Source organism: Shewanella acanthi (assembly GCF_019457475.1).
Taxonomy (GTDB): Bacteria; Pseudomonadota; Gammaproteobacteria; order Enterobacterales; family Shewanellaceae; genus Shewanella; species Shewanella acanthi.
Map to the genome: position 1 here is coordinate 2,278,853 of NZ_CP080413.1, position 22,620 is coordinate 2,301,472.

At 45.4% G+C, this 22,620-nt stretch carries 18 protein-coding genes and 2 tRNA genes; 8 read left to right on the forward strand and 12 right to left on the reverse strand.

Annotated features, from left to right (window positions below):
- Positions 1-72: 72 nt before the first annotated feature.
- Positions 73-873, forward strand: a complete 801-nt coding sequence (locus tag K0H61_RS09880; protein WP_220048997.1) for a DUF3108 domain-containing protein — start codon at positions 73-75, stop codon at positions 871-873.
- 133 nt (positions 874-1,006) lie between these two features.
- Here K0H61_RS09880 and K0H61_RS09885 read toward each other — a convergent pair whose 3' ends face one another.
- Positions 1,007-1,798 (reverse strand): class II glutamine amidotransferase, encoded by a 792-nt coding sequence (locus K0H61_RS09885; protein ID WP_220048999.1) that lies wholly within the window; start codon positions 1,796-1,798, stop codon positions 1,007-1,009.
- A gap of 243 nt (positions 1,799-2,041) precedes the next feature.
- Between K0H61_RS09885 and fadE the strand changes: the two genes are divergently transcribed.
- Positions 2,042-4,489 (forward strand): acyl-CoA dehydrogenase FadE, encoded by a 2,448-nt coding sequence (gene fadE / locus K0H61_RS09890; RefSeq protein ID WP_220049000.1) that lies wholly within the window; start codon positions 2,042-2,044, stop codon positions 4,487-4,489.
- A gap of 92 nt (positions 4,490-4,581) precedes the next feature.
- Here the strand turns inward: fadE and K0H61_RS09895 are convergent, their stop codons facing one another.
- The 5 genes from K0H61_RS09895 to dnaQ form a co-directional block, all read right to left on the reverse strand.
- Positions 4,582-6,507 (reverse strand): cation:proton antiporter, encoded by a 1,926-nt coding sequence (locus K0H61_RS09895; RefSeq protein ID WP_220049002.1) that lies wholly within the window; start codon positions 6,505-6,507, stop codon positions 4,582-4,584.
- A 386-nt stretch (positions 6,508-6,893) separates the two neighbouring features.
- A tRNA-Asp gene (locus K0H61_RS09900) sits at positions 6,894-6,970 on the reverse strand.
- A gap of 117 nt (positions 6,971-7,087) precedes the next feature.
- Positions 7,088-7,164: transfer RNA gene (locus K0H61_RS09905), tRNA-Asp, on the reverse strand.
- Positions 7,165-7,327: 163 nt separating this feature from the next.
- Positions 7,328-8,809 (reverse strand): TIGR03503 family protein, encoded by a 1,482-nt coding sequence (locus tag K0H61_RS09910; RefSeq protein ID WP_220049004.1) that lies wholly within the window; start codon positions 8,807-8,809, stop codon positions 7,328-7,330.
- A gap of 10 nt (positions 8,810-8,819) precedes the next feature.
- Positions 8,820-9,548 carry a DNA polymerase III subunit epsilon gene (gene dnaQ / locus K0H61_RS09915; protein ID WP_220049006.1) on the reverse strand — a complete coding sequence of 243 codons (729 nt, stop codon included), beginning with the start codon at positions 9,546-9,548 and terminating at the stop codon, positions 8,820-8,822.
- A gap of 70 nt (positions 9,549-9,618) precedes the next feature.
- On the opposite strand from dnaQ, the gene rnhA reads away from it, so the two are divergent.
- On the forward strand, positions 9,619-10,089 hold the full coding sequence (gene rnhA, locus K0H61_RS09920; protein WP_220049008.1) for a ribonuclease HI: 471 nt from the start codon (positions 9,619-9,621) through the stop codon (positions 10,087-10,089).
- 156 nt (positions 10,090-10,245) lie between these two features.
- Here rnhA and K0H61_RS09925 read toward each other — a convergent pair whose 3' ends face one another.
- Positions 10,246-11,148: a LysR substrate-binding domain-containing protein gene (locus tag K0H61_RS09925; protein ID WP_220049009.1), complete on the reverse strand. Its 903-nt coding sequence runs from the start codon at positions 11,146-11,148 to the stop codon at positions 10,246-10,248.
- Positions 11,149-11,167: 19 nt separating this feature from the next.
- On the reverse strand, positions 11,168-11,905 hold the full coding sequence (locus K0H61_RS09930) for a methyltransferase domain-containing protein (RefSeq protein ID WP_220049010.1): 738 nt from the start codon (positions 11,903-11,905) through the stop codon (positions 11,168-11,170).
- Between the two features lie 221 nt (positions 11,906-12,126).
- Between K0H61_RS09930 and gloB the strand changes: the two genes are divergently transcribed.
- A complete protein-coding gene (gene gloB, locus K0H61_RS09935) occupies positions 12,127-12,930 on the forward strand; it encodes a hydroxyacylglutathione hydrolase (RefSeq protein ID WP_220049012.1) in 804 nt (267 codons plus the stop codon).
- A gap of 249 nt (positions 12,931-13,179) precedes the next feature.
- Positions 13,180-14,724, forward strand: coding sequence for a LysM peptidoglycan-binding domain-containing protein (locus tag K0H61_RS09940; RefSeq protein WP_220049013.1), 1,545 nt, complete (start codon positions 13,180-13,182; stop codon positions 14,722-14,724).
- Positions 14,725-14,819: 95 nt separating this feature from the next.
- Here the strand turns inward: K0H61_RS09940 and K0H61_RS09945 are convergent, their stop codons facing one another.
- On the reverse strand, positions 14,820-16,634 hold the full coding sequence (locus tag K0H61_RS09945; protein WP_220049015.1) for an AsmA family protein: 1,815 nt from the start codon (positions 16,632-16,634) through the stop codon (positions 14,820-14,822).
- A gap of 43 nt (positions 16,635-16,677) precedes the next feature.
- Positions 16,678-17,172 (reverse strand): putative 4-hydroxy-4-methyl-2-oxoglutarate aldolase, encoded by a 495-nt coding sequence (locus tag K0H61_RS09950; RefSeq protein ID WP_220049016.1) that lies wholly within the window; start codon positions 17,170-17,172, stop codon positions 16,678-16,680.
- Between the two features lie 218 nt (positions 17,173-17,390).
- On the opposite strand from K0H61_RS09950, the gene K0H61_RS09955 reads away from it, so the two are divergent.
- Complete coding sequence (locus tag K0H61_RS09955; protein WP_220049018.1) at positions 17,391-17,711, forward strand: hypothetical protein; 321 nt, start codon at positions 17,391-17,393, stop codon at positions 17,709-17,711.
- Positions 17,712-17,893: 182 nt separating this feature from the next.
- Here the strand turns inward: K0H61_RS09955 and K0H61_RS09960 are convergent, their stop codons facing one another.
- Complete coding sequence (locus K0H61_RS09960; protein ID WP_220049020.1) at positions 17,894-19,663, reverse strand: DUF885 domain-containing protein; 1,770 nt, start codon at positions 19,661-19,663, stop codon at positions 17,894-17,896.
- 354 nt (positions 19,664-20,017) lie between these two features.
- Between K0H61_RS09960 and K0H61_RS09965 the strand changes: the two genes are divergently transcribed.
- Together K0H61_RS09965 and K0H61_RS09970 are read left to right on the forward strand one after the other, a co-directional pair.
- On the forward strand, positions 20,018-21,499 hold the full coding sequence (locus K0H61_RS09965; protein WP_220049022.1) for a DEAD/DEAH box helicase: 1,482 nt from the start codon (positions 20,018-20,020) through the stop codon (positions 21,497-21,499).
- A gap of 31 nt (positions 21,500-21,530) precedes the next feature.
- On the forward strand, positions 21,531-22,025 hold the full coding sequence (locus K0H61_RS09970) for a peptidylprolyl isomerase (protein WP_220049023.1): 495 nt from the start codon (positions 21,531-21,533) through the stop codon (positions 22,023-22,025).
- Positions 22,026-22,140: 115 nt separating this feature from the next.
- On the opposite strand, the gene K0H61_RS09975 is transcribed toward K0H61_RS09970, so the two are convergent.
- A complete protein-coding gene (locus K0H61_RS09975) occupies positions 22,141-22,581 on the reverse strand; it encodes a YcgN family cysteine cluster protein (RefSeq protein WP_220049025.1) in 441 nt (146 codons plus the stop codon).
- Positions 22,582-22,620 lie beyond the last annotated feature (39 nt).

Below are 22,620 nucleotides of genomic sequence, written 5' to 3' on the forward strand. Positions count from 1 at the left end.
CTACCGAGTTAAGTCATGTTTTGCTGTTCCAACGTGATCATCGCAAACATTTTGTGACATAAGGAGCATTATTTGCGTACCATCCCCCTGTTCGTTGCGAGTCTTTGTGCCCTAGGCCAAAGTACCATTGCCCAAGCAGCTCCATCACCATTAACTCCCCAAACAGCTGAATATCAAGTCAATTTTGGTGATGTCGAATTGGGTAAAGCGAAATACCAACTCCCTAAAATGGAGGATGGTATTTATAAATACAGTTTCGACAGCGATTTAAGTTTACTGTTATTAACCGATGTGCGGCATGTTGTGAGTGAATTTGCGCAGGAGGGAGAGCGACTCATCCCCATGCGTTACCTGCATAAGCGTGAAGGTGTTGGGCCCAATTTCACTGAACAAACCGCTTTCGCCCAGGATCAGGGAATGATTTTCACCCGCTACAAGGATGAAAAGGGGAAGTTTCCCTTTAATGGCGATGTGTTTGATCCACTGATGGTGCAATTGCAGTTCAGGCTAGACATCAGCTCAGGAAAACAACCTCTTGATTTTAAAATGATAAAAGACAATGAAATTGATGAATACCAATTTCATGTCGTCGGCAAAGAGCGCGTCACTATCGAAAGCGGCAGCTATGAGACAGTAAAAATTGAAGTGGTTCGCGATGAGAAAAAGCGTAAAAAAAGGCAAACCTTTTTCTGGATGGCACCTGAACTGGCTTATTTACCTATCCGCTTGACCCATTTTGAAAAAGGCAGCAAGCAGCTCGATATAAAACTGCTGAATTACCAATTTGACGATGTTCCAAATGCGGCAAACTCAGCCACGGCGGAAGGGACTGAAAAAAAGATCCCTAAATTACTTGGTAACTCAGCCCAGTAAGCTTAATAGCTGCTTACTAAGACTTTGTTGTTACGAAGATTTGCTGTTGTAGATTCCATAGATTAACAACCACTTAATCAAAGGCCAAACTCGCACTCTACATGGAGTTCAGCAGTTTGGCCTTATCTTTGAATCAATGTCGATGCTGTAAATCGATGATAAGTTCGCCGAGCCGAAACAGTTTCCAGTCACCAGGCTGCATCACATGCCACTGTTCATTTTCGGTCAATGGTCTAGTCGCAATGACGGTCACGACATCGTGTGGCGTGGTCTCCTGATTAAAATCAATCACTACATCAGTATCAATTAATTTGGCTTTGCCAAAGGGCGCGCGGCGAGTGATGTAACAAAGATTGTTACTGCAAAAACTCATTAAATACTCACCATTACTTAGGATCATATTAAACACCCCGAGGGCACGGATTTCCTCGGCGAGCGTGGCAATAAACCGAAACACGAGAGTCATATCCTCAGGGCGCTTATCGCCAAACTGAGTGGCGACTCGCTCTAAAATCCAACAAAAGGCCAGTTCACTGTCGGTATCCCCCACGCTTTGATAGCGGGACACTTGGAATTTGTCCTGATAATCGCTTAATTGGCCATTGTGGGCGTAGGTCCAATATTGCCCCCAAAGTTCGCGGGTAAATGGATGCGTATTTTCTAAAGAAACGCAGCCGCGATTCGCCTGTCGGATATGGCTTATCACCACTTCACTTTTGATGGGGTAGGATTTAATTAATTTGGCAATATGTGACTCGCTGCTAGGGCTCGCATCCTTAAAGGTACGACTCCCCTTACCCTCATAAAAGGTAATGCCCCAGCCATCGACATGGGGACCTGTCACACCACCGCGCTCGGCTAAGCCAGTAAAACTAAACACAATATCGGTAGGGACATTGGCACTCATTGCCAGTAATTCACACATATTTCTCGCCTATTGGTTGTACGACTACCTCTTTGCAGCATTGTAACTATTTGAAGATATTTGTGGAATGTACGATGAAGACAAAATATTTAAACAATTGTTTGAAAAACACTTGTGTTCAAACAATCTTAGGTTTAACTTTTATGCGACACAGGTCAGACCACAAGCTATAATTGTGATCGTAATCAACAACATTTGCTATCACCTGTGATTGGCATTAGGTCATCTATAAGGAGAAATACAGTGACTACCCTACTTTGGATCATCGCCATGATCTTTGTGCTCGGTGCGTTAGCATACCTTCGGGTATCCTTGCTCACGGCCACTGCTGCAGCCGCTGTTGTGATGACAGCAGGATGGACACTTGACGTTGTTGGCCCAATCTCTTGGATTATCTTCCTTGTGATCGCGCTTCCCCTCAATATCAGTGCGTTTAGACAAAATGTGATCAGCCGTCCGCTGATGAAAGTGTACCGTGGCATCATGCCTGAAATGTCTTCTACCGAAAAAGAAGCCATCGAAGCCGGTACTACTTGGTGGGAAGCTGACCTGTTTGCCGGCAACCCTAACTGGAAAAAACTTCATAATTACCCTGTTGCTCGCCTAAGTAGCGAGGAACAAGCCTTCCTCGACGGTCCAGTAGAAGAAGTGTGCAAGATGTTAAATCAACATCAGGTTTCACACCAACTTGCTGATTTACCAGTCGAAATCTGGCAATATCTTAAAGATAATGGCTTCTTTGCCATGATCATCAAGAAAAAGTATGGTGGTTTAGAATTCTCTGCCTATGCCCAATCACGCGTACTGCAAAAGCTTGCAGGCTTAAGCAGCGAGTTAGCCTCTACCGTAGGTGTGCCTAACTCCTTAGGCCCTGGTGAGTTATTACAGCACTATGGTACGCCTGAGCAGCAAAACCACTACTTGCCACGTTTAGCAAAAGGCTTAGAAGTTCCCTGCTTTGCATTAACCAGCCCAGAAGCGGGTAGTGACGCCGGTTCTATTCCTGACTTTGGTGTCGTTTGTAAAGGCATGTGGGAAGGCGAAGAAGTTCTCGGTATGAAACTGACTTGGAACAAACGCTATATCACCCTAGCCCCGGTTGCGACGGTATTAGGTCTGGCATTTAAACTGCGCGACCCTGAACATTTGCTCGGCGATAAGGAAGAGCTAGGTATCACCTGCGCCCTTATCCCAACTGACGTTGAAGGCGTTGAAACTGGTCGTCGCCACTTCCCGCTGAACTGTATGTTCCAAAATGGTCCAACCCGCGGGAATGAAGTGTTCGTGCCATTAAGCTTTATCATCGGTGGTCCGAAAATGGCTGGCCAAGGCTGGCGCATGCTGGTTGAGTGTTTATCGGTGGGTCGTGGTATCACCCTGCCGTCAAACTCAGCTGGTGGTGTAAAAACCGCAGCATTGGCAACAGGTGCCTACGCCCGCATTCGCCGTCAATTCAAACTGCCTATCGGTAAGTTAGAAGGGATTGAAGAGCCAATGGCGCGCATCGGCGGTAACGCGTATCTGATGGACGCAGTAACGTCATTAACCACGACGGGTATCGACTTAGGTGAAAAACCGTCGGTGATTTCTGCCATCGTTAAATTCCACCTCACCGACAGAATGCAGAAATGTATTATCGATGCGATGGACATCCACGGCGGTAAAGGTGTGTGTTTAGGCCCTAACAACTACTTAGGTCGTGGCTACCAAGCGGCGCCTATTGCGATCACTGTTGAAGGCGCAAACATTCTGACCCGTTCGATGATCATCTACGGACAAGGTGCAATCCGTTGCCATCCTTACGTGTTAGCTGAAATGCAATCGGCCTTCGATAACGAATCCGGTCAAGGCTTAGCCAACTTCGATGCAGCGATTTTCGGTCATATCGGTTTTGCGACCAGTAACTTTATCCGTAGCTTCTGGTTAGGCTTAACCTCAAGCCGTTTCTCAAACGCGCCATACTCTGATAAAACCAAGCGTTATTATCAGCATATGAACCGTTTCAGTGCCAACTTAGCCCTGCTGTCGGATTTAGCGATGGCAACATTAGGCGGCAACCTTAAACGTAAAGAGCGTATCTCTGCCCGTTTAGGCGATCTGTTAAGCCAGCTGTACCTTGCCTCTGCGACCTTGAAACGCTATCAGGACGAAGGTCGTCAAACTGCCGATTTACCATTAGTGCAATGGGCGGTTGAAGATGCGCTGTATAAGTTACAGTCGTCACTGGATGAATTGTTAGATAACTTCCCTATGGGTCTTGGCGGCGTACTGCGCGTTGTGATGTTCCCATTCGGTCGTCCACTGAAACGTCCTAGCGATGTGCTGGATCATAAAGTGGCGAAAATCATGCAAACGCCATGTGAAAGTCGCGACCGTTTAGGTAAAGGCCAATACTGGACGAACTCTGAACACAACGCAGTTGGTATCCAAGAGCAAACGCTTAAAGATATCCTTGCCGCCGAGCCATTGTTCGACAAAGTCTGCAAAGCTAGCGGTAAACGTCTGCCATTTATGTGGCTAGATAAGGTGGCTGCTGAAGGTAAAGCATTAGGCGTACTGAGTGACACTGAAGTGCAACTAATGGAACGCGCTGAAATTGGCCGTATGAAGACCATCAACGTAGATGACTTCGATCCCGCTGAGCTGCGTGCTGAAACCGTTGCATCTACATCACAGGAACGCGCGGCATAAGCGATTAAACACCGCTTAAGTCGATTCCTAATTAAAAAGGAGGCCATTGGCCTCCTTTTTATTTTCATTTAATCAGAGACATTACCCCGGATTTAATGCATTTGGTCGAGTCCTTGCTGATCAGTGGCGCCAGACTGCTCAGTTTTTTCTGCTATTGCCGCTTCTTCAGCGGCGCGGGCCTGGGCTTCTTGTGCCTCCTGCTCGGCAATTGCCTGCTGCACTTTGGCTTCCTCCAATGCTTCAACGGGTAATAAACTGATTAGTTCTATCCCACTCGGGAACTGGGTATCATTGCCAGATACAACATTGACTTTGCCTTCTTTAGTGAGATACACCAAAGGCATTGCTGTTTCACCATATCGCTTACAAAAGTGTTCATAGGTGAAGTTGTCAGTTAAATTAGTGACTTTTAGCTGCGCCCCCTTGGCCATTAAACTGGCAATTTTGGCATAACTTACGGTATCGCCGAACAGCGTCAATCGCTGTTTGTAGGATTCAGAAAATTGATGGCGCGCACTGCCCGACTCAGTGTTATTGAGTCCAAATACCTTTTTCTCACCAAACACATCCTGAAAATAAAAATTCACTAAGGGGTTTAGTTGGCGGTATGGTGAGATAATTAGCACTCGACCAATACCTGTGAGGTCCATATAGGTCTCGGCATGTTCAGAGGCAGGATTGCCAAAATACACTGGGATATTATCCATCCTCGCTAGCCGGATATTGTCCCAGTTATTGTCTGCCAGCAACACTTTGATGTCCTTAGATTGAAGGATTTTAGCCAGTTCACGGGAGAATTTTGAGGCCCCAAATATCAACAAGCCTTGAGCACTGCCCGAGGTTACCCCCAACACTCTGGCCCACTTACCCGCGGTTAAACTCTGGATAACCACAGTGCCGATAATAATAAGGAACACCAGTGGCACAATCGCCTCCGCTCCCTGCACATGACTCTCTTCTAATTTTATCGCAAACAATGATGAGACCGCTGCCGCCACAATCCCTCGCGGGGCAATCCAACATAAAAACCATTTATCCGCCTTCGATAATGTCGTACCAATTCCTGATACCCAGATACTGAGAGGTCTGGCAATGAGCATAGTCACCGCCAATACCCCTAAACCACCCCAACCTAAATCGACCATTGCGCTGGAATCGAGGCGCGCGGCCAACAGGATGAACAGGGCAGAAATCAACAGTACCGTCAGGGTTTCTTTAAATTCCAATATTTCGGCAATATCCACTCCGCGCATATTGGCAAGCCATATCCCCATCACAGTCACGGTTAATAACCCCGATTCTTCTTGAATAAGATTCGAACCTACAAAAATCCCCAGCATCAGGGTTAACACGGCGGCATTACGCAGGTAATGGGGTAATAAATCGTGACGCAGCACCTGACCAATTAAGTAACCCGCCGCCGCCCCTAGGCCTAAGCCAATCGAAAGCATCGAACCTAAAGAATACAGCACATGGCTAGTTGGATTTCCTGAAACTGTTATGTATTCAAAGACGAGTACCGCAAGCAATGCACCTATGGGATCAATAACAATCCCCTCCCAGCGTAAAATGCTTGCCAGCTGAGACTTAGGACGCACACTTCGAAGCATCGGCACTATCACTGTTGGCCCTGTCACAACGACCAAGGCACCGAATAACATGGCGACTTCCCAGCTGAAATCGAGCAAATAAAAGGTCGCGGTACTAATACAGCCCCAGGTAATGGCGGTGCCTATCGTGACTAAGTGCGTCACCATGCGGCCATGATCTTTAATCTCTTTAAAGTTAAGCGTGAGTGCACCTTCAAACAAAATAACGGCGACACCGAGGGAAATAATGGGGAATAACAAATGACCAAAGACCGCATCGGGATTGAGTACCCCCAAGGCCGGTCCTAAAATCAGTCCACAGATCAACAGGGGGAGAATTGCAGGTAGCCTTAGCTTCCACCCTAACCATTGGCAAAAGAGAGACAACACACCTATTAAGGCTAACATCCCAGTGATTTTTTCAACCATATAACATCCTTTAATCCAGCCCTGTCAGAGTATCATTTAAGCTAACATGCTTTTTTCACGTAGAAAAATGAACTATTGGTGTTAACAATAGCAGCAAAAACTGACTTACTGTATAAAGCGATTGTGCTCAGGCAAGCAGAATGAAATTTTATTTTTGGCTAACGGCTAAAAGCTAAATCGCCGCAGTGGGATAAAGGTATATGTATTATTAGGCAAACGTCTGTCCGACAGTAACAGCTAAAAACTGTCTACGAACAACAAGAAAAAGGCATGTCATCGAGACACTCTTGTTAGAAAACAAATTGATGAATACACATAGGACAGGATGCTAAATCAAAACGCGCAAAAGAAAAAAGCCTCATCTTTCGATGAGGCTTATTCCTATTTGGCGGAGCGGACGGGACTCGAACCCGCGACCCCCGGCGTGACAGGCCGGTATTCTAACCAACTGAACTACCGCTCCAAATTCTTTCTATCCAAATTGACAGATTAACTGCTATTTCACGTGATAGACCGTTGAAATAAAACGACATTTAAATTTACAAACCACCGTTTCAAACTCTATACAGAGTAACTTGATTGGCGGAGCGGACGGGACTCGAACCCGCGACCCCCGGCGTGACAGGCCGGTATTCTAACCAACTGAACTACCGCTCCACTCAAGTTGCGGTGAATAATACGGGGGCGTTATCACAGCGTCAACCGTTTTTTTCACGCAACTTAATCGTTTAGCTAAAATTTCGCCAACAGAACTAAAAAACCTCGATTAATGAACAAAATACAATCAAAAAAACCATGTAACCTAAAGACAAATTCTGCTTTATCTTCTTCTGGGTGGATCATCTGGCATCGTTAAATCAATATCATCGTGAGTAAGCTTGCTCGAAGCACCTTCTGTGCCCTTTTCCAACATCCGCTGTTCTGCTGCCGCGAGGGCTTGTGCAAGACTTTGGCGTTTACGCCACAGTATTAACCCCGCGACACCAAGGAAAAGCAATAAAGCATTGACGGTAATAATCCAGAACATGGCATCGGACTTGGCTTTTGCTTCCTCTTCGGCGGCCTGTTGTGCTGCAATCGCAGCCAGCTCTTCAGCGCTTGGCGGAGGTTCTGGTGGCTGAACTAAATTAAAAAACAGCTCAGGAACATCTAGGACGATTTCACGCCCTGTTACTGTGGTGGTCGCAACGGAACCTTTTATGCGGTAACTACCGAATTCTGTCACACGGGGTAGAGGTAAAATACTTTCAGCCTGAGGCATTCCTTTCATAATAACGGGTAATTGCAATCCAGCGGGCCCCGTTAATTCTAATGATACATGGGTGTCTGAAAGTTTAAGAACAGACTCATCAGCTTGTACTCTAAGTTTCCATTGACCCGATAGTGGATCATCGGGGGTCATAACCTCCACCTTTATCGGTCTTGGTGACAATAGAAAAGGATAGGAAATTTGTCGATCGAATACGTTATTTCGCGCATTCACAACAAAGTTATAATTACCCCATGGCTGCTTTAGATTGATGTCACTGGTGAAAACACCATCGTCAGGCTTTTCATCGTACTTCTCACCATTATCCTTGTAAGAACCCACAATGATGTCACCCGTGGCATAATTTTCATCACCCACATTGTGTTTACTGACAAAATGCACCGTCCATTCCACCAGAAAATCCAAACCTGGCATCCTTAAGCGCTCTTTATCCCCCATCAGTTGAGCAAAGATTTTAATGTCTTCCCCCTGAAACAGCGGCTGTGGCAGTGGCTGCACTTCAATCTCAAGTTTTGATACCTTCTTGATTTTAGAGCCCTGTACTACCTTACCCACCAATTGCCACGGCCCTGGCTGGGGAGAAGGAATATAAATAATGTCGCCGGTAAGGCCATCGACCCATTGCACGTCCTCAGGGTGACGGTTGGCGTACCATTTACTTCCATCGGGCAATACAACAATCACGGGAGATGAACCATATTCGCGCTCAATAATTAACGTCATATCACTGACCAAATGATCAACGCGGAATCGGTTTTTAAGCTCAGATGCCGTATCTAAGGGCACGATTTTACGTGTCAGCTGTGGGCTCACGACCGCTTTAGTAGCCGCTTTGCTAGATGATTCATTGGTTTCAGCAACCTTGACTTTAGCAGGTGTTGTTTGCGCCGCAGTGACCTCGGCCGCCTTCACCGTAGGTGATGGTTCAGCCACAGTGCTGGGCGCAATCTCTGCGGCACTTATCACGCCAACATAACTTGTACTTAGGAATATAGTGGTCGTAAAAAGGACTGTTCGCAGCGGCATCGTCATATTAAATTATCTATCCTCTCCAGAGGCATTTCCCTGATTTTGCGACTAAATCAAGGCGCTGTTCATGCATGACCAGTTCATCGGCCGATGCACTAACAACTTTAAGATTGAGTGATGCAGGATCAAATCGTTGAATACCGCCCGCCTCTTGACCAACTTCTTCGTTTGACAAATTGAACTTCGTCTGACCACCAGTCATCGCCAAATAAACGTCGGCAAGAATTTCAGCGTCGAGCAGCGCGCCATGGTATTCACGGCGGGAGTTATCGATGCCATAACGTTTACACAGTGCATCGAGGTTGTTCTTCTGCCCTGGGTGTAAAAACTTGGCGATTTCAAGGGAGTCTAAAATGCTACAGATACTTGACGTCTTTGGCCCTAAGGGTTGCAGCAAGGAAAACTCATGATCCATAAAGCTCACGTCGAAGTTTGCGTTATGGGCCACAATTTCGGCGCCGTCGATAAAGTCAATAAACTGCTGGGCAATTTGGTGGAATCTGGGCTCATTGGCCACACGCTCATCGGTAATACCGTGAACTGCAATCGCCTCGGGGTCAATCGCTTGTCCGGGGTTAATATATTGGTGGAAGTAACGTCCCGTTAATCGGCGATTAATTACTTCGACACAACCGATTTCAATGATCCTGTGACCTAAATACACGGCGCCACTACCTTGGTTCATACCTGTGGTTTCGGTATCCAAAATAACCTGACGACTGGCGTTTGAAATAATATTCATACTTTATTACGCTTCTGATGACTTTTTTTCGTTATACTCGGCCGAAATTCACGGCGATGGTAACCACTTGATGACTGAACTAAAACTGATACACATCTACACCGATGGCTCCTGCTTAGGCAATCCTGGCCCCGGTGGCTATGGCATTGTAATGAATTATAAGGGCCATACAAAGGAGATGTCCGACGGTTTTGCACTAACGACGAATAACCGCATGGAATTACTCGGTCCCATTATTGCCCTTGAAGCATTAAAAGAACCCTGCAAAGTCATTCTTACCAGCGATAGCCAATATATGCGCCAGGGCATTATGACTTGGATCCATGGCTGGAAGAAGAAAGGCTGGATGACCTCCAACCGTACCCCAGTTAAAAATGTGGATCTCTGGAAACGCCTTGATAAAGCTTCACAAATCCATGACATCGATTGGCGCTGGGTAAAAGGCCATGCAGGCCACACCGAAAACGAGCGTTGTGATGTGCTTGCCCGCAGCGCGGCTGAAGCCAAACCAACCCAGATTGACGAAGGCTACCAAGCATAATTCAGCACAGTTCGACCATCAATCGCAATGACCATTTACCCCCATTAAGGGCTCCTAAAGAGCCCTGCTGTAACACCCGGTGACGTCTAACATTCGCCACTGTTTGAATGCCACTATTGGCGGATTGACTTTATCTGGGTCAACACCTGAGTCCAACTATATTGGCAGTTTCACCTGCAAAAAATTATTGCAAAAATCCACAAAAGCCTGCCCTAACGAGGTGACTTGACGACTCTTATGGGTAATCCTGTAAAACTGCCGTTCAAGCATCAAACCTTCGATATGCACTAAGGCCAATTCCTTACGATTTAGCTCCTTGTCTAACGCCAGCTCCGACAATACGCCTAAACCTGCGCCCTGCTTCACCGCCTGCTTAATGGCATCGGGCGTGGCAAAACAAAATTTCACTTCGGGTTGCATATCGAGTTCATTGGCAGCATTCACAAAATATTCCCGCGTTCCTGAACCTTCTTCGCGCAGCACCCAAGTTTGTCCCTTAAGCTCATGCGGCTTAACATGACAGCCCGCTAAGGGATGCGCCGGATGGCAAAAAACCAATAATCTGTCCCTATGCCATAGCTCAATGTTTAGGCGATTATCAGTGCAATACCCCTCAATAAACCCTATCTCGGATCGAAATTGAGCAACGGATTGAATCACCTCTTGAGTATTAGTGATGGCCACGTCAACATGGGTCTGGGTATGTTGCTGACAAAAAGCAACAGCCGCCTTGGCAAGCAGATAATTACCAATAGTTGAGCTTGCGCTAATAGCAAGTTGCCCAATAAGATCCGCGCTTTGCCGGCTAAAAACCTGCTCAATTTGCTCAACGCGGTGCAGCACATCGGTTGCAAGCGGCAACAATAAAATGCCCTGCGAGTTAAGCTGTAATTTATTACCCATACGCTCAAACAAACGAGTATCGAGTTGCTTTTCGAGTTCCGCTAGCGCCATCGATGTCGCGGGGGCGGAAAGGTTCACCCGTGCCGCCGCCTTCGCCACTTGACCACTGCGGGCAACCGCTTCGAACACAAGGAGCTGCTTAAGCGTTATTCGCATGTCACGTCCAACTTTTGAATTATTTTTCTGTTTTCTCAGCTAATCGACCAGCCCGTCCCGCCGTGGGAGCCGTTGACCAATTAGGCTGTATAATTTTGCGTTTATCACGCACTGGCGTCAGTGGGGATTCTAATTTACGTGCAACAATCAAATACAAGCTGCCTGTGCTCGGTAACCAGGAGGCCAGTGTCTGCTGCATGAACCGCCCTTCATTAAATTCACCAATCAGCGGGTGATACACTAAACGCTCATCGCTCACCACTTGATAACCTAAGAGCCCCAGCCAATCCCTCACCCTTGAGGGCATAAAAAATCGGCCACACCAAGGCAGTTGTTCCTGATATTTCGGCCAAAGTTTCCCAATAAATACAGGGCTTAATGGATTGAATCCCACAATCACTAAATACCCGCCGGCAATAAGCACCCTGTCGGTTTCACGCAATATTCGATAGGGATCAGCTTCAAACTCGAGCAGCAAACTCATCACCACTGCATCAATGACCCCATTTTGCAGTGGTAAATGGCAATAATCACCTATGAGAGAGGCATTAAGCTCATGACAGAGGGAAAAATGATGGGCAACAGGGGATTCCATGCTTGAAAGCTGAGCCCCTAATGGGCCCATTTTTAAAAGGTGATAGCCAAACATCCTAGGCCACCAGTCACTGAGTTTTTCAGCAACAACCTGCTGTAACGCAGCACCATTAGGCAGGTCCTCCCACTGCGCGGGTTTACGTGCACTTGCAAAATTGGTCACACCATCCTCCCTAATCTCTACTTCACCGAATCCACCCTCTGTGGAATGGCAAAGCCCCTTGCCCTGTTCACATTGTATAAAACTACCACTGTGTATCATGCTTTCAAGGTGACATTCAGCATTGATAGTCCACTGCAACATAGTGAATAACAATGGTCGCCAAGCCCATTAAGGTGATAGATAATAACCCTAACTCACTTTTGCACAGGATGGGCAAGGCTATGCTCACTATAACAGCTGTCAACGCATTTAATGACAATTATATCTGGGTTTTACAACAAGATACCCAAAGTCATGTCTATGTGGTTGACCCAGGTGACGCCGATGTGGTTATCAATTATTTAGCGTCAAATCAGCTTCAGCTCGCCGGGATTTTAATTACCCACCACCACAGGGATCATACTGGGGGAATCGCAAAGCTTAGTGAATACACTCGCAACACAACGGGTGAAACACTTAGGGTTTATGGTCCTAAGCAAGAAAATATTGCCGGGGTGAATCAGCCCATAGATCCCAAGCTCATTGATGAGTTAAACATCCCCTATATCAATGCTAAGGTTACTATCTTAAGTGTACCAGGACATACCGCAGGTCACATTGCCTATGTGATTGAAGATAATCTTTTTTGTGGTGATACGCTTTTTAGTGCTGGCTGTGGACGCCTCTTCGAAGGCACCAGTGCACAAATGCACCACTCACTTTCACAGCTGACTCAGTTGCCCAGCCAAACTAAGGTCTATTGTGCCCACGAATATACCTTATCAAACCTCAAATTTGCCCTAAGAGTCGACCCGCAAAACCCCCAGTTACGCTATTATATGGACAAAGTCACTGAGCTCAGAGCTAAAGGGATAGCAACAATTCCATCAACCATCGGCCTTGAACTGGCCATAAACCCCTTCCTTCGCGCCAGAGACGCACAGATCCAGCACAACATAAAACAGCACTTTTGTGATCAAAATCTCACTCATTTTGATACTCTCACCTGTTTTAGCCTACTAAGACAGTGGAAAGATATTTTTTAGAAAATGACGTTTTACTTTTGATTGAAAAATAAACAGTTTTTCGCCATGTTGATGATGTAAATCAAAAATTACCATAGAAGATGTACGATAATTAAGGGACAAGACAGGAAAGATCCCATAGAATGGCGTGTTTTTGCGTGAATACTTTGCGCGATGCATTAGCTTAATCTCAATTAAAATCAAAACCTTACTAGGTTATTGATGAGATTTCAGTATAGCTAGGGCACTAACAGAGGACTATCGTTTTTCATGAGAGTATCACTTTATGTTGTAGCAGGGGGATTTGCCTTGCTCGCGGGTTGTCAAACGTTTGAACCCCCAATGGTCAACCAGCAAGAAGCTGAAACAGTCAAAACCGAAAATACCGTCCCACAGTATTATCTCGCAACCGAACCCGAATCGGCGCAAATAACCGATGTGTGGGAAAGAATTCGTCAGGGAATGCAACTGCCTATCCCTGATCAGAAACTGATCGATCATTACCGTGATTGGTACATTAAGAATCCAAAACACCTCGAAGTGATTTCGGAGCGTGCGGCACCTTATATGTACTTGATCGTGGAAGAGTTAGAAAAGCGCCATCTGCCAATTGAAATTGCCTTGCTGCCAATTATTGAGAGTGCATTTGATCCAAGTGCATCTTCAGCCAGTGCAGCCTCTGGCCTTTGGCAATTCACTACACCGATGGCAAACCATTTTGGCCTAGAAATGAATTGGTGGTACGACGGTCGCCGTGATGTGCCAGCGTCGACTATCGCAGCACTGGATATGCTCGAATACCTGTACGAAAAGACCAACAACAATTGGCTCTATGCCATTGCGGCCTACAATTCAGGTGAATCTCGTATTCTTAATGCCATTAAGAGCAATGAGCAAAAAGGTAAGAAAACCGATTTTTGGTCGCTTGACTTACCTAAAGAAACTGAACGCTATGTGCCACAGTTACTTGCTCTTGCTGAAGTCATTAAAAATGCGGATGAGTATGGCATTAGTCTCGCCCCTATCGATAACAGTCCGACCATTGAAGTGGTCGATATCGACAGCCAAATCGACTTAGCGATGGCAGCCGGGCTTGCCAATATGACCACTAACGATTTGAAAAAACTCAACCCTGGTTACAACCACTGGGCGACTTCGCCGATGGGGCCGCATACCTTAGTGTTGCCTATCGATAAGTCAGAGGAATTTAAAAAAGCGTTAGCCGAAACCGAAACTGATGCGCGTGTCAGCTGGCTAAGATATACCATCAAATCCGGTGACAGTATCGGTGCTATCGCGAAGAAACATCACACCTCAATTAATGCGATTCGTGCTGCTAACGGCATGAAAAACAATAAAATTGTTGCGGGTCGACATCTGATTATTCCGGTATCAGCTGAGGATAAGCAGCTATATGCCATGTCGAGCAGTCAAACATTACCGAAGAAAGCCCGCAGTTCATCTTCAGGTAGCAAGCTGACATACAACGTGAAATCTGGCGATACCCTGTCTGAAATAGCCCAGATGCACCAAGTCACCGTTAAGCAATTGATGGCTTGGAACCAATTAAAGGGCAGTAACTTACGTTTAGGTCAGCAATTGACGATAGTTGCACCGAATGAACAAACAGTATCGGATAAAATCCGTACTGTGAGTTACAAAGTGAAATCGGGTGATTCACTTGCACGCATCGCCAATAAATTCAACGTCACCGTGGCGGAGTTACTCGAGTGGAATAGTCTTTCTGCCTCGCAATTTATTCAACCAGGCCAAGTGTTAAAACTGGTTGTTGACGAAAGTAATCTTAATGCTTAATCGCTTTAATACGTAAAAGCTAACGTTTAATAACAAAAGGCAGCATCACAGATGCTGCCTTTTTAATTCATGTCCGCGTTAGCGCAACTACATGATTAAAAACCACCAAGTTTTTTCAGTAGTGAATCCTTCAGTTTATCCTTAGCCTTATTGGTCTCATCCTTTAACTGATTATTGAAAAGTGCTTCTGTATCGAGCTTATATTCAGGTTTTTCGAAAGTACCGGTAATGAGCAAAGGGATATCGATAGACGTCAACGTATCTTTACTACTGCCTCCCTGGCCTTTAAAGGAATCCACTAAACTGGTTGTTAAACGATAATCCAGAGCTTCAGTCATGAGGTTCGCGCTCCCCTTACCTGCCACCCGCAACAATGGTGAGGACATGGCCAAATCAGGGTTAGTCGCGATACCATTTTCGATGGAGAAGGTCCCTGTTAAACTCGAGAAGTCAGTTTTCTTCTCGGCTTTTTTATCTTCAGACAGGTCACCCTTTAATTTTGCCTGGGCACCACGGATCATCTGCGGAATATTCACCCCATAAAGAGCACCATCAGTGATATCAAACTTGCCCGTAGCGAGCAGGTTTTTCTTTAATTGTTCGGGGATAAGGCTGTTACCACTGCCCTTCACTTCGATATTGGCAGCACCTGCGAGTATGTCCACATCGGCCGAATCCATTAGCAATGGGCGAATTTGAATGCCACTGATCTTCTTATCAAACTGATAACTGGCGACGGGATGACGAGCATCGAGCTGAGCATTTGCCAATACACTGCCTTGATACAGTTCGGCTTTTAGCTGCTTGAGGTTAACCATGCCATTTTGAATTCCCAGTTCGACAGCCCAATTTTGGGTCGCAATATTGAGGACTTTGACCGATTTAACCTTCAATTTAACACTCAGATCTAGCGTCTTGAGAGCCGTTAAATCAGGTTCGCTCATGACACTTGCTTTTTCACTATCTGCAGCGGTCTGCTCGGATGGAGATTGAGGTAAAAGCGCATCTAAATCGACATCGCCAACATCAAGCTCACCTTTTATTTGTGGGATTTTAGCGCCGAAATTAACTGAAGCGCTCCCCGTTGCATTGATATTCGCCGCACTAAGCTGACTAATTTGCGCCGACAACTGCTGTTTGTTGAGATCGAGTGCAGCGCTTAAATCTAACTTAGCTTCAAGTGTATTGTTGGGGATCCCCTCACCTTCAACTTGCGATTGAGTCGAAAACTTTTCTAGCTGTAACTGACTAAAGTCGTTGCTCAGTTTAATTTGCCCACTACCTTTGCTTGCCAGTTTCATATCCGTTAGTGATGCGGTGAGTTCATATTCCAAGTCCGCAAATTGGTCGAGGGAAAACCTGCCTAAGGTTAATTTTTTAAGGGTTAAGGTTTGTGTTTGTCCCTGAGTTTCATCAATCAGATTAATTTCGGTGTTAAGAATTGAAACGCCGCCCACATCGAGGCTCGCCAATTGGGCATTGGCTTGAGTCGTTGTCTTATCAGCCTGCTTTGAGCCATTGCCTGAAAGCCCATCGAAACTCGAGCTACCATTTTTACGACTGACAAGATTGAATTTCGCGCCATCCAAACTCAATAATGCCACTTGGATTTGCTTACTTATTAATGGCATTAACTCCACTTCCGCAACGGCTTGATTGACTTCAAGCATGGATTTGGGCTCAAACCCTTCGGGATTTGAAAAGGTGACACCGCCTAAATTAATCCCAACGGTCGGAAAAAAAGTCCAAGTTAAGTCATCTGCAATGACTAGCTCACGGCCAGTTTGCTTTTTAACCGCATCAACAATTGCGGGTTTAAAATCATTAGGGTCGAAAAATACCGTGAGATATAAGGTGACGGCCAATACCAATATCACCACAATGCCAAGAAGCCACTTAATGAATTTCATACAAACATCCTTATCAATCGCAACTAAAATGGTAACTCTAACCCTAGTTGATTTGCGTTAAATCTAGCAACTCCCCGCTCAATGCCACGCCATTTTTATCGGCGTAGAGTGTCATACCTGGCTTAATCAACACATTGGCAATTTCAACGGTCACATTTATCTGTCCTTGATTTAATTTTTCCGTTTTAATCGGCATCGCGCCTAGGGCAAATACACCAAGATCAAAGGTTGCTATTTTGGCGGCATCCCTAACATAACCATTTATCACAACGCCCTGCCAGCCATTGTCGACCGCGCTTTGGGCGATTAAATCACCTAACAACGCCCGACGATTAGAGCCTCCCCCATCGACGACTAATACTTTTCCTTTACCGGGTTGTGAAAGTATCTCTTTGACCTTAGAGTTATCTTCAAAGCATTTGACTGTCACCACTTCACCCCAAAATAAGGGCTTGCCACCATAGGATTTAAATGCGAGAGGAAGATATGTCATTTCAGCTGGAAATTGGTCGAATAAATCAGGCAGTAGATCAAGCATTTGAATCTCCTTTTCTATAAAAATTTAGACTACTGAATATTATCTCGGTGAACAAGCTTAATAGGAATTGAATGACCTTTAATATTTTTTACACAAGTATGACTTGGTGTGTATTGATTTAACGATTATAATTTCCCTTTGTAATTCGCCGCGATTCCCTTCATGGCCAATAAAATTTCTTTCAGCTTATTAAATTTTTGTATTTAAGCGAGCAGTTAATGACAACAGATCTCGATTTAAGTAGCGCTATCGCTGCGTTAGATGAATATGGATATGACAAAAAAGCTTCAATGGATTTGGAGCAAGCTCGAAATAAGCAACAAATGGGAAAATATCTCAAATCCCTAGATTACAGTTTACGCCGCTTGCAGGTATTGCAGGAGACCGTAAATGAACTTGTTGAAGAGAAGAAGCATCAGCTCGCACAACAGGAAAGTATTCAAACCTATAAAACTAAAATCATTAATCTTTCAAGAGAGCTTAATCTCTCCTACGAAGAAGTGGTTGCGATTATGGCGAAGCTGCCAAAATCTAAATAACCGATAGGTATGTTCTCCTACTATTGGGTTATTTTAATTTTGAATTCACCCTTGGTCTTATTCCGTTCTGCCAATATAATGACGAATACTTGACTAAGTGTATTTATCTCAAAATCAAATATCTAACCTACATTCGGTAAAAAATAAGGCGCTGTGTTAGCGCCTTATTTCCATCTTTCGTTTTACTTTTCTAACATCAATTGACGAACATATTTAACCGGTGCACTACCGTAACTTAAAAACTTCTCATGGAAGGTTTTTAAATCAAACTCATTGCCCTTGAGTTGTTTATACTCTTCACGGAAATCATAAATTTCACGGTAACCGGAATAATAGCTCGCGAGTTGGACTTGGCTTAGGGTTGCACGGCGCCATTTACCTTCTGCTTCAGCCGTTTGCTGGAAGGCTTCATCCTTCATTAGCGCAATGGCCTGCGCCTCCGTCATGCCGTTAACATGGATGCTGTAATCCAAAATGGTGTTACAGATAACGCGCAGGTTCCACTTATAGTACATCAGCCACATTTCTGGCTCGAAATTACCATAACCTTCTTCAAGCATCATACGCTCGGTATAAACCGCCCAACCTTCGATCATGGCGCCATTACCAAATAAACTCTTCACGAGACTCGGTGATTGGTTTGAATACACCAATTGGGTGTAATGGCCAGGAATTGCTTCATGAATATTTAAGATCTGTAGAATCCAATGATTGTATTCACGCAGATAACTTTCAGCCGACTCATCACTCATACCATCGAGTGGCGTGACGTTATAATAGGTATTACCTTCTTTTTCGTACGGGCCAGGCGCACTGATAGAAGCGCCGGCATAGCCACGCATATATTCAGGGGTTTCACGAACCACTAACGGTTTTTTAGGATCTAGCATGACTAATTGTTTTTGATTGACGAAATCAATCAGCTCAGGAATTTGTTTACGCACTTCGCTCACAAAATCATCACGCTTCACATGCTGGGTCGATAATTTATCAATCAACTGACGAATTGCGATTTTATTATCGCTAGGTTTGACAGTAGTGAAGTATTTAGGCCACAGCTTATCAGTGATCTTAGCCATTTCGCCCTGTACCCTTTCTTTATCGGCCATCGCCTTTTGATAGAGTTGTTTCGCCGTCATGCCCGCTTGAATATCGAAGGCAAATTTTTGCTCGTATAAGGCCTCACCGATTCGGAAACTGCGAGCGCCGTCTTTTTTAAGACCGGTCACTAGATTATTTAACCAACTGATCTGCTCATTAATTGCGGCCGTTGCGGCATCGAAACGGGTTTTAAATAGGGCTTTTTCATCCGTAGATAAACCCGAGTCCGCCACTTGTTTGAGGAGATCTTCTGAAAATACAGAGAATGCCCCTTGGTTTTGTAAAACAGCTAACTCAGAGTGCTCAAGGGTGGGATTTTGAATATTGCTGCGAGCGGCAGCATAGTAAGCAGGAATGTTTTCCATACGCGCCAAAACAGAACGCAATCTGTCATCGAGCGGGGCAAAATTTTCATTGATGATTTGCGCAAATCCGCCAGCGATGTTGTAACTTGAAGGATCCCATTGCCACGATTTAAAGGTAGTGATTTCCCAAGCCATGCTGCCGAGTAAATTCTCAATCAGATGATAATCAATCAGTTCATTTGAGCTTAATGACTTAGTATCAAACTGCGCTAATTTTGCCTTTTGCGCCTCAACAAAGGCTAAGGTTTTCGCACGGCTCGCTTCATCGGGAATTTCTAAAAAACCATCATTCACATGTTTGCCACTGTAAAGTGCCCACGTTGGCGATAACTCCCATAGGGCATCGATAAAGGCACTGCTAAACTGACCAAATGAGGCAACTTGCACTTGGCTGGCTTGCGTTGGCGCTGTGGTGCTTTGGCTTTGACAACCCGCAAGGCCGGCGAGCGACAATACCATCGCCAATGAAAGTGTGGTTTTTTTCATTCTTTTATCCTTTTTATCGTTCTGAAGGGTAACAAATGCAAATTAAGGGCGTAATCACTTGATATCCAAGCAGGCCCACAACTCAAAGTTGAAAAACAAGATGCTAATACAACGAACTAAATCAACATCATAAATTAAAGTGGCTTAATATAATCACATTGCCTCGGGAATTGCAGCTGTGATAGCTAGGAATACATCGACAGTTACAAATTTGTCATGTCAAAAAGCGAGTTAAGCCTGCCTCGACAGATGAAAGATAATCCCCTATTTCCCCAAGCCTACTGCTATAATAGCCTCCTGCTTAACGGTGAATACCATAAACCGTTCGCCAATAAACCTTTATTGAGATCCCCAATGCCATTCTCCCAACTTGGATTAAACAGCGCGATTGTTAAAGCTGTCACTGAACTTGGTTATTCCAAGCCTACGGCAATACAAACTAAAGCCATTCCGGTCATCCTTTCGGGTAAAAACGTCCTCGCCGCCGCCCAAACCGGTACAGGTAAAACAGCGAGTTTCGTGCTGCCACTGCTGGAACGGTTCGCCGAATCCCCAAAAATTCGCCCAAAGCGAGTTCGCGCTATTATCCTCACACCGACCCGAGAGCTTGCATTACAGGTTGAAGCAAATATCAATCAATATGCAAAGCACTTACCGTTAACGGGCATGGCGATGTACGGCGGTGTCGACAGTGCGCCACAAAAACGCCGTTTGATTGAAGGTGTTGATCTGTTAGTTGCCACCCCAGGTCGCCTACTGGATATGTATACCCAACGCGCGATTCGTTTCGATGAAGTCTCGGTGCTCGTTCTCGATGAAGCCGACCGCATGCTCGATATGGGCTTTATCGAGGACATCAACAGCATCATCGAGAAATTGCCTGAAGATCGCCAAAATTTACTATTTTCGGCGACGCTGTCTAAGCAAGTACGCGCTCTTGCCCGTACCACCATTACCGATGCAATAGAGATTGATGTCAGTAAAAACAGCCAAACAGCCCCTAAAATCGAGCAGTGGCTTACCACGGTCGATAAGGACAAAAAGTCTGCACTGTTAAGTCATTTAATAAATGAACAGTCATGGAACCAGGCGCTGATTTTTATTCAGACCAAACACGGCGCGGCCAAGCTTGTAAGCCAATTAGAAAAACGCGGTATCGTTGCCGAAGCCTTCCATAGCGGCCGTAGTCAAGCTATTCGCGAGCAACTGTTGGTTGATTTTAAGGCAGGGAAATTCCCGTTCTTGATTGCGACGGGGGTGGCATCACGGGGGATTGATATCGACTCTCTCTCTCGCGTAGTGAACTACGATTTACCCGATGAAGCCGATGACTATATCCATCGCATCGGTCGTACTGGCCGCGCAGGCAATCAAGGTGAAGCCATCTCCTTTGTGTCCAAAGATGATTTTAAAAATCTCTGTGCCATCGAGCGCCGCCTTGGGCACATTATTGAGCGCCGTGATATCGCAGGTTTTGAGCCTAAAAAAGCCGTTCCCATTTCGATACTCGACTTTGTGCCCAAAAATAAACCGCCAAAACGTGTCCAAGCGAATGAGCAAGCCGCCTATCAAAGTGCGAAGCCTGGCACCTTTGAAGTCAGTCAGGCTAAAAAACACCGTAGTGCGAAATCCAAGCCGCCGGTCAAAGATAAGGCCAAGCACAATTCTGCTAACAATGACACGGCGCAAACAAGCCCATGGCAACAGAGCGGTACACCAACTAGCCATACCATTCAAAAAACGCAGCCTAAGGCTGCCGAAAAAGCCAAGCCATCCGCTGACTCAAAATCAGAGCAGCCTTTTAATCCATGGCTAAGTGGTCGAAACGATAAATAAATACGCTTAAAAGCGAAGAGATAAGAAGATTATGATTATTTTTACCACCAATTTAGGGGACATTCATATCGAACTGGATATGGAGCGTGCCCCAGTCACCGCGAAAAACTTTATCCGTTATTGCGAAGAAGGCTTTTACGAGCACACGATTTTTCACCGCGTGATCAAAGGTTTTATGATCCAAGGTGGTGGCTTTACTGCCAAGATGAAAGAAAAGCCGACCCACGCTCCTATCGTAAATGAAGCCAACAAGGGACTGTCGAACAGCTTTGGTACCATTGCCATGGCTCGCACCGATGCGCCACATTCTGCAACCGCGCAGTTTTTTATCAATACCGCCAATAATGATTTTCTGGATCACACAGCCACCACCAATCAAGGCTGGGGTTATGCGGTTTTTGGCAAGGTGACTGAAGGTCTCGATATTGTGCTCGACATTGAAAAGGTCAAAACCACCCGTGTTGCAGGCCACGATGATGTTCCTCGCGAGCCAATCATTATCGAAAAAGTCACTATCGTGCGATAAATCCTATTCTCAGACGTTAAGCCAATAAAAAGGGAGCGCTATTTTTAAGTCGCTCCCTTTTTATTACATTGTGACATGCACTTATATTTTGATTATCAATTACCGCCTAGCGGAATTAATCCATATCCTTTAGTGGCCAAAGCACAATATGATCTTCAATATCTTTGATACGGCGTTCATCCACCACCTTACCCTGAATCGACATCCCCGTTAAGTGCATAGCATCCTTAGAGCCAGTTAACAGCGGATGCCAGCTCGGTAATTCACGCCCTGAGGCGAGTCGCCGATAGGCACAGCTATCCGGTAACCAGGTCAGCTCATTAACATTCTCAGGAGTGATGACGGTGCATTGCGGCACATGGGTGAAACGATCGTCGTAGTGCTTACAACTGGCAGTATTGTGATCTAGCAGTTTACAGGCAGCATTGGTGTAATAAAGCTCTTCGGTTTCATCATCAATTAATTTATTTAAACAACACTTACCACAGCCATCACAGAGTGATTCCCACTCCGTGCTTGTCATGTCTGCAAGTGCCTTAGTCTGCCAAAACGCCATTTCTTTACCCAATTACCTAATAAAAAGCCCGCTGTTGCG

What these genes read in the sequence shown, in the direction of transcription:
- K0H61_RS09885 (WP_220048999.1), bottom strand. Translation starts at nt 1,798, where the DNA reads ATGTGTGAATTACTGGCAATGAGTGCCAATGTCCCTACCGATATTGTG.
- K0H61_RS09895 (WP_220049002.1), bottom strand. Translation starts at nt 6,507, where the DNA reads ATGGTTGAAAAAATCACTGGGATGTTAGCCTTAATAGGTGTGTTGTCT.
- K0H61_RS09910 (WP_220049004.1), bottom strand. Translation starts at nt 8,809, where the DNA reads ATGACGATGCCGCTGCGAACAGTCCTTTTTACGACCACTATATTCCTA.
- dnaQ (WP_220049006.1), bottom strand. Translation starts at nt 9,548, where the DNA reads ATGAATATTATTTCAAACGCCAGTCGTCAGGTTATTTTGGATACCGAA.
- rnhA (WP_220049008.1), top strand. Translation starts at nt 9,619, where the DNA reads ATGACTGAACTAAAACTGATACACATCTACACCGATGGCTCCTGCTTA.
- K0H61_RS09925 (WP_220049009.1), bottom strand. Translation starts at nt 11,148, where the DNA reads ATGCGAATAACGCTTAAGCAGCTCCTTGTGTTCGAAGCGGTTGCCCGC.
- gloB (WP_220049012.1), top strand. Translation starts at nt 12,127, where the DNA reads ATGCTCACTATAACAGCTGTCAACGCATTTAATGACAATTATATCTGG.
- K0H61_RS09940 (WP_220049013.1), top strand. Translation starts at nt 13,180, where the DNA reads ATGAGAGTATCACTTTATGTTGTAGCAGGGGGATTTGCCTTGCTCGCG.
- K0H61_RS09945 (WP_220049015.1), bottom strand. Translation starts at nt 16,634, where the DNA reads ATGAAATTCATTAAGTGGCTTCTTGGCATTGTGGTGATATTGGTATTG.
- K0H61_RS09950 (WP_220049016.1), bottom strand. Translation starts at nt 17,172, where the DNA reads ATGCTTGATCTACTGCCTGATTTATTCGACCAATTTCCAGCTGAAATG.
- K0H61_RS09955 (WP_220049018.1), top strand. Translation starts at nt 17,391, where the DNA reads ATGACAACAGATCTCGATTTAAGTAGCGCTATCGCTGCGTTAGATGAA.
- K0H61_RS09960 (WP_220049020.1), bottom strand. Translation starts at nt 19,663, where the DNA reads ATGAAAAAAACCACACTTTCATTGGCGATGGTATTGTCGCTCGCCGGC.
- K0H61_RS09965 (WP_220049022.1), top strand. Translation starts at nt 20,018, where the DNA reads ATGCCATTCTCCCAACTTGGATTAAACAGCGCGATTGTTAAAGCTGTC.
- K0H61_RS09970 (WP_220049023.1), top strand. Translation starts at nt 21,531, where the DNA reads ATGATTATTTTTACCACCAATTTAGGGGACATTCATATCGAACTGGAT.
- K0H61_RS09975 (WP_220049025.1), bottom strand. Translation starts at nt 22,581, where the DNA reads ATGGCGTTTTGGCAGACTAAGGCACTTGCAGACATGACAAGCACGGAG.